We start from the raw sequence: 13,431 nt of genomic DNA, 5'->3' as shown, positions 1-13,431 counted from the left end.
GGCCATCCCTACGGTGGTGCTAGTTCAGCGCTGTCACGTGATGACGAAGTTCGGCGAGAACGCGAGGTTCTGCGCCGGGCTCGTCGTCTTCGGCGTGCAGGTCATGTTCCAGTTCGCCCAGGTGTTGTTGGACGCCTTGTGGAACTGCAGGGCCGCGGTGATCGGCGTGCCGAGCGACAGGGTGTCGCTGCCCGCGGTCGCCGGGGCGGTGTAGGTCGGGATCGACGAGGTCGCCACTTGGCTGATGACCACCGTGATCGGGCCGCCGGCCGGGTAGATCGTCTGCGGGATGTTCAGGCCGCTCGCCGGGCCGGAAACCGTGCCGCGGGCGGCGGTCACCGGGACCGTCGCCGTGCCGCGGAGGCCGTCGTAGCCGACGGCGGTCAGCAGCGAGTGCACCGCGGCGGAGATCGTCGCGGTGCCGCCCACGTTGGTCGGCGTGACGGTGGTGCCGGCGGGGACGGAGTCCGGCCCGGTCAGCGACGCGGTGATGCCCACGTCCTGCTGCGGGATGCCCGGGAACGTGCACCGGTAGGTGGCGGCCGCGTTGTAGGCCGTGTCGGCCGACGCCACGCCGGTGAAGACCATGCCGAGCGCACTCACGGCCGCGGCCGTGGTGACTGCTTTGAGGGACAGGTTCCTGAGTCGGGTCATGACTGTCAATCTCCTTCGATCATCCAGTTGACGTCTCGGGCGGGCGTTGCCCACGCGCCCCGCGGACCGAAGCGGTACCGCGAATTCCCCCGGGTGTTTTCCCTGGTGCAGCCCGAACCCTCGCGAGGTGGCTGTGATAAATGAGGTTACTCGCCAGTCGGTTGCGCAACAAGGATGTCACGTGGTCGGTTTTCACCGGCCATTGCCCGGATGAGTTCTTGTCAACACCGGAGCAGTGCGGTGATGACCTTGGTGCGATTTTGACAAATACTCGACCGCGTTCCGATCGGTGGTTGTCCGCGTTACTATCGATACCACGCGCGCACCGTGACCGCGGGAATCGATTCAGCGAAAGAGGATGCCGTGGCCCCCCGTTTCCGCACCGCCCCTCGCCGGGCCTCCGTGCTGCTCGCCGCCACCCTGGCCGCCGTGCCGGTGGTGTCGGCCGCGTCCGCTTCCGCGCAGGCGCCGGGCACCGGCGGCGTCGTCGAATGGGGCTTCTCGAACTACATCATGGGCCCGCCGCCGGAGGCCTCCGAGGGGCTCAGCGCCGTCTCCATGGGCGGGATGGACGCCATGGGCCTGAAGGGCGGCCAGGTCCTGGTGTGGGGCGACAACAACTTCGGGCAGACCGAAGTCCCCGAGGCGGCGAGGTCGGGGGTGAGCGCGATCGCCGCGGGTTGGGGCCACGAGCTCGCGCTCAAGAACGGCAGCGTCCTGGCCTGGGGGAACGACTGGTACGGCCAGGCCGACGTGCCCGCCGACGCGAAGTCCGGCGTCACCGCCATCTCCACCAGCGCCATGCACAACCTCGCCCTCAAGGGCGGGCGCGTGCTCAGCTGGGGCCTGCGGTCGGACGTCCCGGCCGCCGCGACCTCCGGCGTCACCGCCGTTTCCGCCGGTGGCGACCACAGCCTGGCGCTCAAGAACGGCGGGGTGCTCGCCTGGGGCGCCGACGACCACGGCCAGACCGACGTGCCCGCCGACGCCAAGTCGGGTGTCACCGCGATTTCCGCCGGTCACCAGCACAGTCTCGCGCTCAAAGACGGCCGGGTCATCGCGTGGGGCCGCGACGACAACCACCAGGTCGACGTCCCCGAGGCGGCGCAGTCGGACGTCGTCGCGATCGAAGCCGGGTGGACCTTCAACTTCGCGCTCAAGAGCAACGGGGACTACGTCGCCTGGGGCTCCAACGACGTGACCGAAGGCGACCCGGTGAGCTGGGGGCTCTGCGGTCCGTTCCTCTCCCTCTCCGCCGGCGACCGGTTCACCGTCGCGATCAAAGAGGACCCCTCCGCACCCTGCTGACCAGCACGAAAGAGGGGCTTCCCGGCCGGGAAGCCCCTCTTCGCGTACCGGGTCAGCCCGCGTTCTTGGAAGCCAGGTCCAGGGAAATCGTGTTGCCCGGGCCGGACACCAGCGCGCCCAGGGCCAGGTCGGCGATGAAGCAGTTCTTGAAGTCCGGGATGGTGTACGTGCCGGTCACCGTGATCTTCGGGCCGAAGATGTCGACGTCCTTGGCGCTCAGGTCCAGGTCGAGCGGCTTGCTCGCCTTGCAGCTGCCCGGCACCGTCGGCAGCGGGATCACCGGGACCAGCACGCCCGCCCAGATGTCGTAGATCTCCATGTTCGCCTGGGCGTGCGTGGTCAGCGTGCCGTCGGCGATGGTGCCCGTGGCCGGGCCGGTCGGGGTGATCTTGACCTTCGCCTTGATCTTGAAGATGCCCGAGACCAGCGAGATGTTGGCCTGCGACGGCGGCAGCGTCAGGTCGGCGCGCAGGCCGACCGAGCCGGTCTGGTCGTCGATGATCAGGGCGCCGTCGAGGTTGCCCGGGCCCAGGCTCATCGCGCTGCCGGTCTTCTTGATGACGGTGCTGCCGGTGACCGTGTAGCCGACCGGGATCTCGACCACGTCGGCCGAGGCGGGAACGGCGGTGACAACGCTCATCGCGATGCCGGCGACCGCCGTGACCGCGGCCGCGCGCGCCCAATTCCGGCCGTTCTTCCGAGTGCGCGACAAAGTAGGCATGCCGACTCTCCTTCACATTGTGAAACAGCGGGGAAAACAGGGTCAGCGAGGGGTGATCCCGGTGATTTTCCAGGTGTTTCCCTCACGTTCCGCGACCACCGAAAGCTGGGCCGCGGCGGAACTGCTGGAATTGTTGTCGGCGCGGGTCGCCGATTGGTCGAGGAACACGAGCAGCCGGGCGCGGCCGTCGCGGATCTCCTGCACCGCGGAAGACGTCACCCGCGTCGTCAGCACCAGTTTCTGGGCCGGTGCTTTTTCCTTCACCTGCGCGAACAGCCGGTCGTAGGTGGAAAGGGCGTCCCCGCGCAGGACGTCCTTCGCGGCCTGCTCGGTGACGTCGGTCCGGTCGTAGGAGTAGGAGAAGATCCGGTTGAGCGCGAGGGTCACCGCCGAGGTGACCTCCGCGGTGGCCCCGACGTCGGTCAGGGCGTGGTTGGCCGCCGCCGGGGCGTCCGCCGCCGACCGCGCCGCCAGGGTGAACGCCACGCCGGTGCCGGCCAGCAGCACCGAGACGGCGACCAGCAGCGGCAGCAGGAACCGCCGGCGCCGCGGCTCCTCGACGACGACCTCTTCGACGGCCACCTCTTCGTCGGTGGTGGAGGTGCTCATCTCGCCCCCACCGGCAGCTCGTCGAGCGCGCTGAGCTTCCAGCCGCCCTCGGTCCGGGTCAGTCCCGCGGCGAACCGGTTGCGCTTGGTCGCCGGCGCGACGCCTTCCTTCTGCGCGGTGATCTCCACCGACGCGATCAGCTTCGCGGTGCCGGCGTGCTCGTCCAGCTCGCCGATCGCCGCGTCCAGCACCTTGCCGGTGGACACCGTCGCGTCCTGCGTGAGCGTCTTCTTCGTGGCGTCGTCGGTGTGGGCGAGCCGGTCGTGCAGCGGGCCGGTCGACGCGTCGAGCCACTGCGCGAGACCCTGGTCGAGCTGGTGGTAGTCGAGGGTGCACAGCCGCGCGACCAGCTCGCGGCCGGCGCTCAGCGCTTCGTCGCGCGCGGTGCCGTAGGTGAGCTCTTCGCTGTGCGCCGTGCGGTACCAGGTGAAACCCGACCAGCCCGCGAAGGCGGTGGTGACGACGAGTGCGAGCATCGCCGCCAGCAACGGCCACTTCACTTTCCGAGCCACAGCATCTCCTCGATCGTCGGGGACACCGTCAGGCCGTCCGGCGCGGTGAGCGGGGCGCCCGAGCCGGGCACCGCGGCGGCCGGCACCGGCAGGTGCCGCGCGTTCTGCGAGCCGCGCACCGACGTCGCGTCGCCCGGCGCGAGCGTGCAGGACGCGCCCGTGTCGAACGGCAGCGGCGAGGTGTCCGTGCTGGGCCGGAACTTCGTGCCCTCGTACCCGGCCCGGCAGGGGAGCGGGTCGTAGAAGGTCAGCGCCATGCCGAGGTTGGCGTCGCCGCCGTCGAACGCCGTCGACGTCGCCGCGACCGCCTTGGGCGTCGCGACCAGCAGCTGCTCCAGCTGGCCGGTGCGGGCCTGGAACACCTGCGCCGTCGTCAGCAGGTTGGCGAGCAGGATCGGCAGGCCTGGGTCGTTCTCCCGCAGCAGGTTCCCCAGCTCGGACGCGGCGGGCGGCGCGGTCGCGATCAGCCGCCGCAGGTCACCGTCCGAAGAGGACAGCTGCGCGGCGAACAGCTTGGCGTTGCCGGCGAACGAGCGCCATTCGGCCGACGAGTCCAGCTGCGTGCGCAGCACGGTCGAGCCGTCGTCGATCAGCTTGGTGGTCTGCGGCAGGTTGACCGACGCGTCCTTGGTGAACGACGTCGCGGTGTCCAGCAGGACCTGCAGGTCGGGGCCGGTGCCGCGCAGCGCGTCGTCCAGTTCGTCGACGACCGTGCGCAGGTCGCCGGTCGGCACCGACGCGGTCAGCGAGTCGAGGTCGCCGAGCAGGTGCTGCACCGGCATCGGCAGCGTCGTCTTCTCACGCGGGATGACCGAACCGCCGGCCAGGTACGGGCCGTCGGACGTCCGCGGCTGCAGGTCGACGTACTGCTCGCCGACCGCGGACCGGTTGGCCACCACGGCCTGGGCGTTCGACGGGATCGGCGGGGCCGAGCCGTCGATGACCAGGTCGGCCTCCATCCCGGACGGCGTCAGCCGCAGCTCGCCGATCCGCCCGACTGCGACCCCGCGGTAAGTCACCTCGCCGTTCGTGAAGATGCCGCCGCCTTCGGCCAGCTCGAGCTTCACGGTGTAGCCGCTGCCGCCGAAGAGCCGGTCGATCCCGGCGTAGTTCGCGCCGACGAACGCGACCGTGACGAGCGAGATCACCACGAACGCGACGACCTGGATCCGGACCCGGGTGGTCAGCATCACTGGCCTCCCGAGGGCAGCGGCAGGACCGGCAGGCCGGGCGGGGTGCCCTCGCCCGGCGGCGGGAGCGGTACCCCGGGCGCCGGGATGACCGACAGGTAGACGTTGAGGTAGTCGCCCTTGATCGCCGGGATGACCGCGTCGGTGTACGGGAAGGACGGCAGGATCTCCAGCGCCTTCGGCAGCGACGCCCCGGCGTCGGCGAGGCGGTGCAGGATCGGGGCGAGGGCCTGGAGGTCGGCGACGAGGTCGTCCTTGCTCTTGTGGATGACGTCGGTGGCGACGCCGGAGAGGTCGTCGAGCGACTGCAGCATCGCCACGAGCTGGGTGCGCTGGTCGGTCAGCGTGCGCAGGCCCGGCGTCAGGTCGGTCAGCGCGCCCGACACCTGCTTGTCGCGGCCGGCGAGCGTCGTGGCCAGCTGGTTGACGCCTTCGAGGGCCGCGGTGATGTCCTGGCGGTGCGCGTCGAGGTCGGTGGCGAGGGTGTTGACGCCGGAGAGGAACGAGCGGATCTGCGTCTCGTTGCCGGTCATCACCTTGGACAGCTCGCGGTTGATGGTCTGCAGCTGCCCGATGCCGCCGCCGTTGAGCAGCAGCGAAAGCGCGCCGAAGACCTCTTCGAACTCGGGGTTGCGGTTGGTGCGCGCCACCGGGATCACGGCGTTGTCGGCCAGCCGCGCGCTCACCTTCGTCTCCCCGTCCGGTGCGGCCAGTTCGACGAACTTCTCACCGAGCAGACTGGACTGCCGCAGCCGCGCGACCGCGTCGGCGGGCAGCACGACGTCGCCGTTGACCTCGACGACGGCCTCGGCGGTCCAGCCGTCAGCGCCGAGCCGGATGGTCTCGACGCGCCCGACCGGGACGTCGCCGACCTTCACCGCGGCCTGCGGCACCAGGTCGAGGACGTCGGCGAACTGGACGGTGACGTGGTACGGGTGGTCGCCGACGTCGGCGCCGCCGGGCAGCGGGAGGTCGTAGACGCCCTTGAACTCGCCCGAGCAGGCCGTCAGCACCAGGCAGCAGCCGGCTGCCAGCGCCGTTACGCGTCGCAGTGGTCTCATCGGCCGCCCGCCTCGTTCGTGTAGACGGACCCGGTCACCGGTAGCGGCAGGTAGTCGAGCAGGTCGGTGCGGCTCTGCAGGGCCCCGGTCGCCGGGTCGATCGTCTGGAGCAGGTTGTTCGCGGCCAGCGGCGCGGTCTCCAGGGTCTCGGCCAGCGACGCGCGCTGGTCGACGAGCGTCTGCGTGGTCACCGCCAGCTTGTCCACATTGGACTTGATGAGCGCGCGGTTGTCCTTGAGGAACCCCTGGATGTCGGCGAGCGCCCCGCCGAGCGAGCGCAGGGCCGACGCCAGCTCGTCGCGGTTGGCCGACAGCGTGCCGGACACCGACGAGAGCTGCTGGTTGACCTTCGTCACCTGCGCGTCGTTGTCGGCCAGCATGGACGTGAACCGCTGCAGCTCCCGGACGGTCGTGAACAGGTCGCCGGAGTTGCCGGCGAGCGTCCGGGCCAGCTCGGAGAGCTGCTTGACGGAGTCGTGGAACGCGGTTCCGTTGCCGCGCAGGTTGTTCGCGCCGGTGGTGAGCAGGTCCGACAGTGCGCCGTTCTTGTTGGCGCCGTCCGGGCCGAGCGCCTTGGTGAGCGTGTCGAGGCTGGCGTAGAGCTCGTCCAGCTCGACCGGGGTCGCGCTGCGGTCCACGCCGATGGTCGCGCCGTTCACCAGCCGCGGGCCACCGCGCGCGGGCTTGGAGAACTGGACGTACCGGTCGGCGACGACGCTGGGGGCGATGACGACGACGTCGGTGTCGGCGGCGATCGGCGCGGAGCCGTCGTAGGTCAGCGTCACCTCGACCTGCTCGCCGCGCGGGGTCACCGACTCGACCTGACCGATCCGGACGCCGAGCAGCCGGACGTCGGAGCCGCTGTACACGCCGACCGCGCGCGAGAACAGCACGGTGGCGCGGTCGAGGCCGGTACCGGAGAAGATCCACCACAGCCCGGCCACGACGACGAGCGCCGTCACGACCGCCGCGGCGAGGAACCGGTAGGTGCGGGTGGCGTTCACTTCGGGGCTCCGAACTGCTTCGGCGGCGTGCACGGGTCGCGGTTCTCCGGCAGCAGGCCGCAGAGGTAGGCGTCGATCCAGCGGCCGTTGCCGAGCGCGTTGTTCGCGAGCCGGAAGTACGGCCCGGCGGCGGCCAGGCTCCGCTCCAGGTTGCCGTTCTGGCGCGACAGCAGGTCGGTGACCGTGTTCAGCTGGCTCAACGCCGGTTTGAGCGCCGCGGTGTTGTCGGCGACCAGGCCGGAGAGCTGGGTGGCCAGGGCCTGCGCGCCGGTCAGCAGGTCGTGGATGGCCTGGCGGCGCCGGTCGAGCTCGCCCAGCAGCAGGTTGCCGTCGGAGAGCAGCTGCTCGAAGTCCTCGTTGGAGTTCGCCAGCGTCGTGGTGATCTTCTTGGCGTTGGCCAGCAGGTCGGCGAGCTGGTCGTCGCGGGAGGACACGGTCTTCGACAGCGCGGACAGGCCGTCGAGCGCGGTGCGCACGTGCGCCGGGGCGTTGCGGAAGGTGTCGCTGATCGCGGTGAAGCTGTCGGCGAGCTGCGTCGCGTCGATCGAGCCGGCGGTGTTCGCGAGGCCGTTGAACGCCTCGGTGACGTCGTAGGGCGTGACCGTCCGGGTGCGCGGGATCGCCTGGTCCGGGTCCTGCACGGCGTCCCCGGTCGGCTTGAGCGCGAGGAACTTGCGCCCCAGCAGCGTCTTGATCCGGATCTCCGCCGACGTCCGGTCGCCGACCCACGCGTTCTTGACGCGGAAGGTGACGAGCACGTGGTCGTCGGCCAGTGCGACGTCGCGCACCTCGCCGACCTTGATGCCGGCGACGCGGACCTCGTCGTCGGCCTGCAGCCCGGCCGCTTCCGAGAACTCGGCGCGGTAGGTGGTGCCGCCGCCGACGACCGGCAGGTTGTCGTAGTTGAACGTCACGGTCAGCAGCGCGGCGAGCACGACGCTCCCGGCGACGCCGAGGGTGAGCGGGTTGCGTTCCTTGAAGGACTTCACGAGCCGCACCTCTCCGCCGTGACCGGCGTCCCGCGCGGGGGCGTGGTCCGCAGGGTGGCGCTGCAGAGGTAGAAGTTCATCCACGAGCCGTAGGAGGCGATCCGGCCCAGCCCGTTCAGCTTCTCCGGCAGCGTGCTCAGCGTCTGTTCGAGACCGGGCAGGGTCTTCTCGTCGGCGAGGTTCTGCGTGACGCGGTCGAGCCCGGTGATGCTGTCCTTCAACGGCGTCCGCGCGTCCCCGAGCAGGCCCGCGGTGGCCGTGGAGAGGTCGCCGAGACCGCCGATGGCGTCGCCGATCGCGGTGCGGTCCGCGGCCAGGCCGGAGACGAGCTCCCGCAGCGTCGAGATCAGCGTCGTCAGGGCGGTTCCCTTGCTGTTCACCGTGCCGAGCACGTGGTTGAGGTTGGTGATGACGTCGCCGATCAGCTGGTCGCGGCTCGCCAGCGTCGAGGTCAGCGAGCCGGTGTGGGCGAGCAGCTCCTCGACCGTGCCGCCTTCGCCCTGCAGCACCTGGACGATCTCGCCGGAGAGCTGGTTGACGTCGGTGGGCGAGAGCGCCTGGAACAGCGGCTTGAAGCCGTTGAAGAGGTCGGTCAGGTCCAGCGCCGGCGTCGTGCGGTCCAGCGGGATTTCGCCGCCGACCGGCAGCGTGCCCTTCCCGCCCGCGCCGCGTTCGAGCGCGATGTAGCGCTGCCCGACCATGTTGCGGTACTTGATGACCGCGCCGACGTCGGCGGGCAGCTGCCGGCCTTCGTCGAGGGAGAACTTGACGTGCGCCAGGCTGTGGTCGGCGATCTCCAGCTCCTCGACCTGGCCGACCCGGACGCCGGAGATCCGGACGTCGTCGCCGACGTTCAGCGATGTCGCGTCGGTGAACGTGGCGCCGTAGAGGTCGGTCCGGCCGACGCCGGTGTTGGCGATGGACACGGCCAGCAGCACGGTCGCGGCCGTGGTGACCAGGATGAAGATGAGGCTCTTGACCAGCGGGGCGGCGAACTTCCTCACTTGAGCGTCACCTCCGTGCCGCGGTAGAGCGCGCCGACCAGCACGCTGCTCCAGTCCGCGACCTGCCCGGTCGGCACGCCCAGCTGCGGCGCCAGGATCGTGGCGAGCAGTTCGCGTTCCTGCGGGGAGTTCGCGACGCCGAGGTCGTCGCGCGTGCCGGTCACCAGCGGGTGCCGCGGCGCGCCGGGCGCGACCGCGGCGGTGCCGGTCGTCGGGGCGACGCCGCTGGGGTAGCAGCGCGGCCCGCCGCCGTCGGCCGGGTACATCGGGTCGTCCTTTCCGGGCACGTACTTGCCGCGTGCCTGGGTGACGGTGACCTGCGCGTGCATGCCGGGCTGGTTGGTGCCCTTGCCCAGGGCCTCGTCGACCGGCTCGCGCAGCGCGTCCATCGCCTTGATGGTGCAGGGGAAGCTGGGGGAGTAGCGCGCCGCGACCTCCAGCGCCGATCGGCTGTCGGCGGAGAGCGCGATGATGGTGTTCTTGTTGCGGTTCAGGAACTCCCGGACCTCACCGGCCGAACCGGACACTTCCTGGTAGACCGTCGCGAGGTCGGGTGCCTTGTCCCGCACGGTGTTCAGCGTGACGGCGGAGTCGGTGAGCGCGTCCAGGAGGTCGGGGGCGATGTCGCCGTAGAGCCGCGAAACCGAGGCGAGGTCCTGGACGTCCTTGGTGAACGCCGGCAGCTGCGGGTTGAAGTCCTTCAGGTAGTCCGCGGCGGTGGAAAGCGTTTCGCCGATCTGCTCGCCGCGACCCTGCAACGCTGTCGACACCGCGGTCAGCGTCGTCGCGAGCTTCTGCGGCTGGACGGCTTTGAGCAGCGGCAAGAGGTTGTCGAAGACGCGTTCCAGCTCGATCGCGTTCGCCGAGCGGTCCTGCTCGATCACGGAACCGGCGACCAGGTGCGGCGCGCGGACACCGTCCGGAATGGACAGCTGGACGTACCGCTCGCCGAAGAGCGTCTTCGGCACCAGCAGCGCGGAGACGTTGCCGGGCAGCATGTCCACCTTGTCCGGCTCCAGGGCAAGCGCTATCTCGGCACCCTGCGGCGTCGCCCGGACGCCGCGGATCTCGCCGACGAGCACCCCGCGGGCCTTGACCTGGCCACCGGCCTGGAGCTGGTTGCCGATCCGGCTCGCCTTGAGCGTCACCGGGACCGTGCTGACGAAGTCCTTGTCGTACACCTTGATCGAGAGCGTCACGAGCACGCCCAGCACCACCAGGAACAGCACGCCCGCGGTGCGGATCCCGGCCTTGCGGCGGGTTTCCCTTCTCATCCGGCCACCTGCACGGTGGTCGTCGCACCCCAGATCGCGAGGGACAGGAAGAAGTCGAGCACGCTGATCGCGACGATCGCGGTGCGCACCGCGCGCCCGACCGCCACGCCGACGCCGGCCGGGCCGCCGCTCGCGCGGAAGCCGTAGTAGCAGTGGGCCAGCACCACGACCACGCTGAACACCAGGACCTTCCCGAACGACCACAGCACGTCGCCGGGCGGGAGGAACAGCAGGAAGTAGTGGTCGTAGGTGCCCGCGGACTGGCCGAAGAACCACACGGTGATCTGCCGCGAGGCGAGGTAGCTCGACAGCAGCCCGATCGCGTAGAGCGGGATGACGGCGAGGAAGCCGGCGATCACCCGGGTCGTCACCAGGTAGGGGACGCTGGGGATGCCCATGACCTCGAGGGCGTCGATCTCCTCGGAGATCCGCATCGCGCCGAGCTGCGCGGTGAACCCGCAGCCGACGGTGGCGCTCAGCGCGAGCCCGCTCACCAGCGGGGCGATTTCGCGGGTGTTGAAGTAGGCGGAGACGAACCCGGCGAACGCCGACGTCCCGACCTGGTTGAGGGCGGAGTAGCCCTGCAGGCCGACGACCGTGCCGGTGGCGACGGTCATCCCGATCATCACGCCGATCGTGCCGCCGATGACGGCGAGCGCGCCGCTGCCGAAGCTGACTTCGGCCAGCAGGCGGACGATCTCGCGCAGGTAGCGGCGGAGTGCTCGCGGGATCCAGGCGATCGCGCGGAGGAAGAAGAGGATCTGGTCGCCGAGGGTGTCGAGGAAGCCGAAGCGGCGGTCGACGGCTTCGCGCACGCGCGTCGTCCTCGGGAGGTCCGTGGTCGTCACGATCAGCTCCCCTTGGGCGGCACGAGTTGCAGGTAGACGGTGGTGAGCACCAGGTTCAGCACGAACAGCAGCAGGAACGTGATGACCACGGACTGGTTGACGGCGTCGCCGACGCCCTTCGGCCCGCCCTTGGGGTTCAGCCCGCGGTAGGAGGCCACGACCCCGGCGACGAACCCGAAGATGACCGCCTTGATCTCGCTGATCCACAGGTCGGGCAGCTGGGCCAGCGCGGAGAAGCTCGCGAGATACGCACCCGGCGTCCCGTGCTGCATGATCACGTTGAAGAAGTAGCCGCCGAGCACGCCGACGACGCTGACCATGCCGTTGAGGAAGACGGCGACCCCCATCGCGGCGAGCACCCGCGGCACGATCAGCCGCTGGACGGGCGAGACGCCGAGGACCTCCATGGCGTCGATCTCTTCGCGGATCGTGCGCGACCCGAGGTCGGCGCACATCGCGCTGCCGCCCGCGCCGGCGATGAGCAGCGCGGTGACGATCGGGCTGGCCTGCTGGATGATGGCGAGGACGCTGGCGGCGCCGGTGAACGACTGCGCGCCGATCTGCGTGGTCAGCGACCCGATGTGCAGCGCGATGACCGCGCCGAACGGGATGGAGACCAGGGCGGTCGGCAGGATCGAGACGCTCGCGATGAACCAGAACTGCTGGATCAGCTCACGCAGCTGGAACGGGCGCCGGAACGTCAGCCGGACGACGTCCAGACCGAGCCCGTAGAGCCGCCCGGTCTGCCGCAGCGCGGCGGCCCCGGGGAACGACGCCGTCGTCGTCCGTTCGGCCATTCGTGTGCCTCCCCAGCGGTTTCGGCGGCACGCCGAATGCACCCGAGATGAGCAAGGGGAAATGGTCCGAACGGGGTAACAATGGTCGGCCATTCACGGTCTCGGGGATCACCGTGCCGTTTCCTACTGGTCGGTACGCTAACGACGGCCCTGCTGGGAGACAAGAACTTGAGCGGGATCACGCGGTCACGGGCTGGTAACCGCGCATTTCTTGTCCGGCACTGACAAACGGACCGGATCTTGTTGTCAAAGAAGGAAAAGAAAATACCGACCCGGCTGTCGGAAGTGGGGGAAGGGCACCTTTGTAACACCGGACGCGCGGAAGGGCACCTCCATCGCCTCCCGCGGGACGAAGGTGCCCTTCGGTGCGTCTTTCAGGACTTGAGGCCGGCCAGCAGCTCGTAGGACCGGACCCGGTCGGCGTGCCCGTGAACCATGGTCGTGACCATCAGCTCGTTCGCGTCCGTGTCGGCGAGCAGCTGCTCCAGTCCCTTGTGGACCGTCTCCGGCGAGCCGATGATGCTCGAGCCGAAGCGGTCGGCCAGGAACGCGCGGTCGATCTCCGTGTACGGGTACTCGGCCGCCTCCTCCGGCGTCGGCAGCGCGATCGGGCGGCCCCGGCGCAGGCTCAGGAACGTCAGCCCGGACGGGCCGGCCAGGAACTGCGCGCGCTCGTCCGTCTCGGCCGCGACGACCGACACCCCGAGCATCACGTACGGCTCCTCGAGCACGCCCGGCCGGAAGTTCTCGCGGTACAGCTGCACCGCCGGGATCGTGTTCTCGGCCGCGAAGTGGTGGGCGAACGAGAACGGCAGCCCGAGCCGCCCGGCGAGCTGCGCGCTGAAGCCGCTCGAGCCGAGCAGCCACACCGGCGGCTGGTTGCCCTCGGCGACCACCGCGTTGACGCCGCGGGCCTCCGAATGGGTGAAGTAGCCGATCAGCTCCTGCAGGTGCTCCGGGAAGTTGTCCGCGGACAGCCCGCCGGGGCCGCGCAGCGCCAGCGCCGTCCGCTGGTCGGTGCCCGGCGCGCGGCCGATGCCGAGGTCGATGCGGCCCGGGTGGAACGCCTCGAGGGTGCCGAACTGCTCGGCGACGACCAGCGGCGCGTGGTTGGGCAGCATGATCCCGCCCGAGCCGACGCGGATCCGCTCGGTCGCGTCGGCGACGTGCCCGATCAGCACGGCCGTGGCCGAGCTGGCGATGCCGGGCATGTTGTGGTGCTCGGCGAGCCAGTAGCGGGTGAAGCCCAGCCGTTCCGCGTGCCGGGCGAGGTCCAGGGTGTTGCGCAGCGTCTCGCCGACGGTGTTCCCCTCCGAGACGGGGGACAGGTCGAGCACGGACAGCGGCACGTCAGGCAGTGAGCTCACAACCGGGTCCAACGCCCCGGTGCCGCGATTGCTTCCCGGCTCCTCCGCGGTGACGGCTGTGACGGCCTTCACGCGCCGGCCGGGTTTCCCCGA

At 70.3% G+C, this 13,431-nt stretch carries 14 protein-coding genes; 1 reads left to right on the top strand and 13 read right to left on the bottom strand.

Going from position 1 to position 13,431, the window contains the following annotated elements:
- Nucleotides 1-33 precede the first annotated feature (33 nt).
- A complete protein-coding gene (locus ACZ7OH_RS20395) occupies nt 34-654 on the bottom strand; it encodes a DUF6801 domain-containing protein (protein ID WP_470282176.1) in 621 nt (206 codons plus the stop codon).
- Between the two features lie 363 nt (nt 655-1,017).
- Here ACZ7OH_RS20395 and ACZ7OH_RS20390 point away from each other — a divergent pair, with 363 nt between their 5' ends.
- Nucleotides 1,018-1,962 (top strand): RCC1 domain-containing protein, encoded by a 945-nt coding sequence (locus ACZ7OH_RS20390; protein WP_470282175.1) that lies wholly within the window; start codon nt 1,018-1,020, stop codon nt 1,960-1,962.
- A 52-nt stretch (nt 1,963-2,014) separates the two neighbouring features.
- On the opposite strand, the gene ACZ7OH_RS20385 is transcribed toward ACZ7OH_RS20390, so the two are convergent.
- The 12 genes from ACZ7OH_RS20385 to ACZ7OH_RS20330 all read right to left on the bottom strand — a co-directional run bounded on the left by ACZ7OH_RS20385 (nt 2,015) and on the right by ACZ7OH_RS20330 (nt 13,338).
- Nucleotides 2,015-2,683 carry a hypothetical protein gene (locus tag ACZ7OH_RS20385; RefSeq protein WP_470282174.1) on the bottom strand — a complete coding sequence of 223 codons (669 nt, stop codon included), beginning with the start codon at nt 2,681-2,683 and terminating at the stop codon, nt 2,015-2,017.
- A 42-nt stretch (nt 2,684-2,725) separates the two neighbouring features.
- The gene (locus ACZ7OH_RS20380) at nt 2,726-3,292 is read right to left on the bottom strand and encodes a hypothetical protein (RefSeq protein WP_470282173.1); all 567 of its coding nucleotides are present in this window, start codon (nt 3,290-3,292) and stop codon (nt 2,726-2,728) included.
- Nucleotides 3,289-3,768: a hypothetical protein gene (locus ACZ7OH_RS20375; RefSeq protein ID WP_470282257.1), complete on the bottom strand. Its 480-nt coding sequence runs from the start codon at nt 3,766-3,768 to the stop codon at nt 3,289-3,291. Before ACZ7OH_RS20375 ends, ACZ7OH_RS20380 begins: the two co-directional genes overlap by 4 nt.
- Before the next feature lie 20 nt (nt 3,769-3,788).
- Nucleotides 3,789-4,994: an MCE family protein gene (locus tag ACZ7OH_RS20370; RefSeq protein WP_470282172.1), complete on the bottom strand. Its 1,206-nt coding sequence runs from the start codon at nt 4,992-4,994 to the stop codon at nt 3,789-3,791.
- The gene (locus ACZ7OH_RS20365; RefSeq protein ID WP_470282171.1) at nt 4,994-6,055 is read right to left on the bottom strand and encodes an MCE family protein; all 1,062 of its coding nucleotides are present in this window, start codon (nt 6,053-6,055) and stop codon (nt 4,994-4,996) included. Before ACZ7OH_RS20365 ends, ACZ7OH_RS20370 begins: the two co-directional genes overlap by 1 nt.
- A complete protein-coding gene (locus tag ACZ7OH_RS20360) occupies nt 6,052-7,059 on the bottom strand; it encodes an MCE family protein (RefSeq protein WP_470282170.1) in 1,008 nt (335 codons plus the stop codon). Before ACZ7OH_RS20360 ends, ACZ7OH_RS20365 begins: the two co-directional genes overlap by 4 nt.
- Nucleotides 7,056-8,048: an MCE family protein gene (locus ACZ7OH_RS20355; RefSeq protein WP_470282169.1), complete on the bottom strand. Its 993-nt coding sequence runs from the start codon at nt 8,046-8,048 to the stop codon at nt 7,056-7,058. The genes ACZ7OH_RS20360 and ACZ7OH_RS20355 overlap by 4 nt, the downstream gene beginning before the upstream one ends.
- Entirely contained in the window at nt 8,045-9,052 is a 1,008-nt protein-coding gene (locus tag ACZ7OH_RS20350; protein ID WP_470282168.1) for an MCE family protein, read from the bottom strand. Before ACZ7OH_RS20350 ends, ACZ7OH_RS20355 begins: the two co-directional genes overlap by 4 nt.
- Complete coding sequence (locus tag ACZ7OH_RS20345; protein WP_470282167.1) at nt 9,049-10,326, bottom strand: MCE family protein; 1,278 nt, start codon at nt 10,324-10,326, stop codon at nt 9,049-9,051. The genes ACZ7OH_RS20350 and ACZ7OH_RS20345 overlap by 4 nt, the downstream gene beginning before the upstream one ends.
- A complete protein-coding gene (locus tag ACZ7OH_RS20340) occupies nt 10,323-11,174 on the bottom strand; it encodes an MlaE family ABC transporter permease (protein WP_400903422.1) in 852 nt (283 codons plus the stop codon). Before ACZ7OH_RS20340 ends, ACZ7OH_RS20345 begins: the two co-directional genes overlap by 4 nt.
- 2 nt (nt 11,175-11,176) lie before the next feature.
- Entirely contained in the window at nt 11,177-11,971 is a 795-nt protein-coding gene (locus ACZ7OH_RS20335) for an MlaE family ABC transporter permease (protein ID WP_470282166.1), read from the bottom strand.
- 374 nt (nt 11,972-12,345) lie between these two features.
- The gene (locus tag ACZ7OH_RS20330) at nt 12,346-13,338 is read right to left on the bottom strand and encodes an LLM class flavin-dependent oxidoreductase (RefSeq protein ID WP_470282165.1); all 993 of its coding nucleotides are present in this window, start codon (nt 13,336-13,338) and stop codon (nt 12,346-12,348) included.
- Nucleotides 13,339-13,431 lie beyond the last annotated feature (93 nt).

This window comes from Amycolatopsis sp. NPDC114478 (genome assembly GCF_055633805.1).
The sequence above is the reverse complement of the archived record's forward strand: the minus strand, read 5'-3'. Positions and strand labels throughout refer to the sequence as shown.

Bases quoted from the DNA above. Each gene is read 5' to 3' on its own strand.
- ACZ7OH_RS20395 (WP_470282176.1), bottom strand. From the start codon at position 654: ATGACCCGACTCAGGAACCTGTCCCTCAAAGCAGTCACCACGGCCGCG.
- ACZ7OH_RS20385 (WP_470282174.1), bottom strand. From the start codon at position 2,683: ATGCCTACTTTGTCGCGCACTCGGAAGAACGGCCGGAATTGGGCGCGC.
- ACZ7OH_RS20380 (WP_470282173.1), bottom strand. From the start codon at position 3,292: ATGAGCACCTCCACCACCGACGAAGAGGTGGCCGTCGAAGAGGTCGTC.
- ACZ7OH_RS20375 (WP_470282257.1), bottom strand. From the start codon at position 3,768: ATGCTCGCACTCGTCGTCACCACCGCCTTCGCGGGCTGGTCGGGTTTC.
- ACZ7OH_RS20370 (WP_470282172.1), bottom strand. From the start codon at position 4,994: ATGCTGACCACCCGGGTCCGGATCCAGGTCGTCGCGTTCGTGGTGATC.
- ACZ7OH_RS20365 (WP_470282171.1), bottom strand. From the start codon at position 6,055: ATGAGACCACTGCGACGCGTAACGGCGCTGGCAGCCGGCTGCTGCCTG.
- ACZ7OH_RS20345 (WP_470282167.1), bottom strand. From the start codon at position 10,326: ATGAGAAGGGAAACCCGCCGCAAGGCCGGGATCCGCACCGCGGGCGTG.
- ACZ7OH_RS20335 (WP_470282166.1), bottom strand. From the start codon at position 11,971: ATGGCCGAACGGACGACGACGGCGTCGTTCCCCGGGGCCGCCGCGCTG.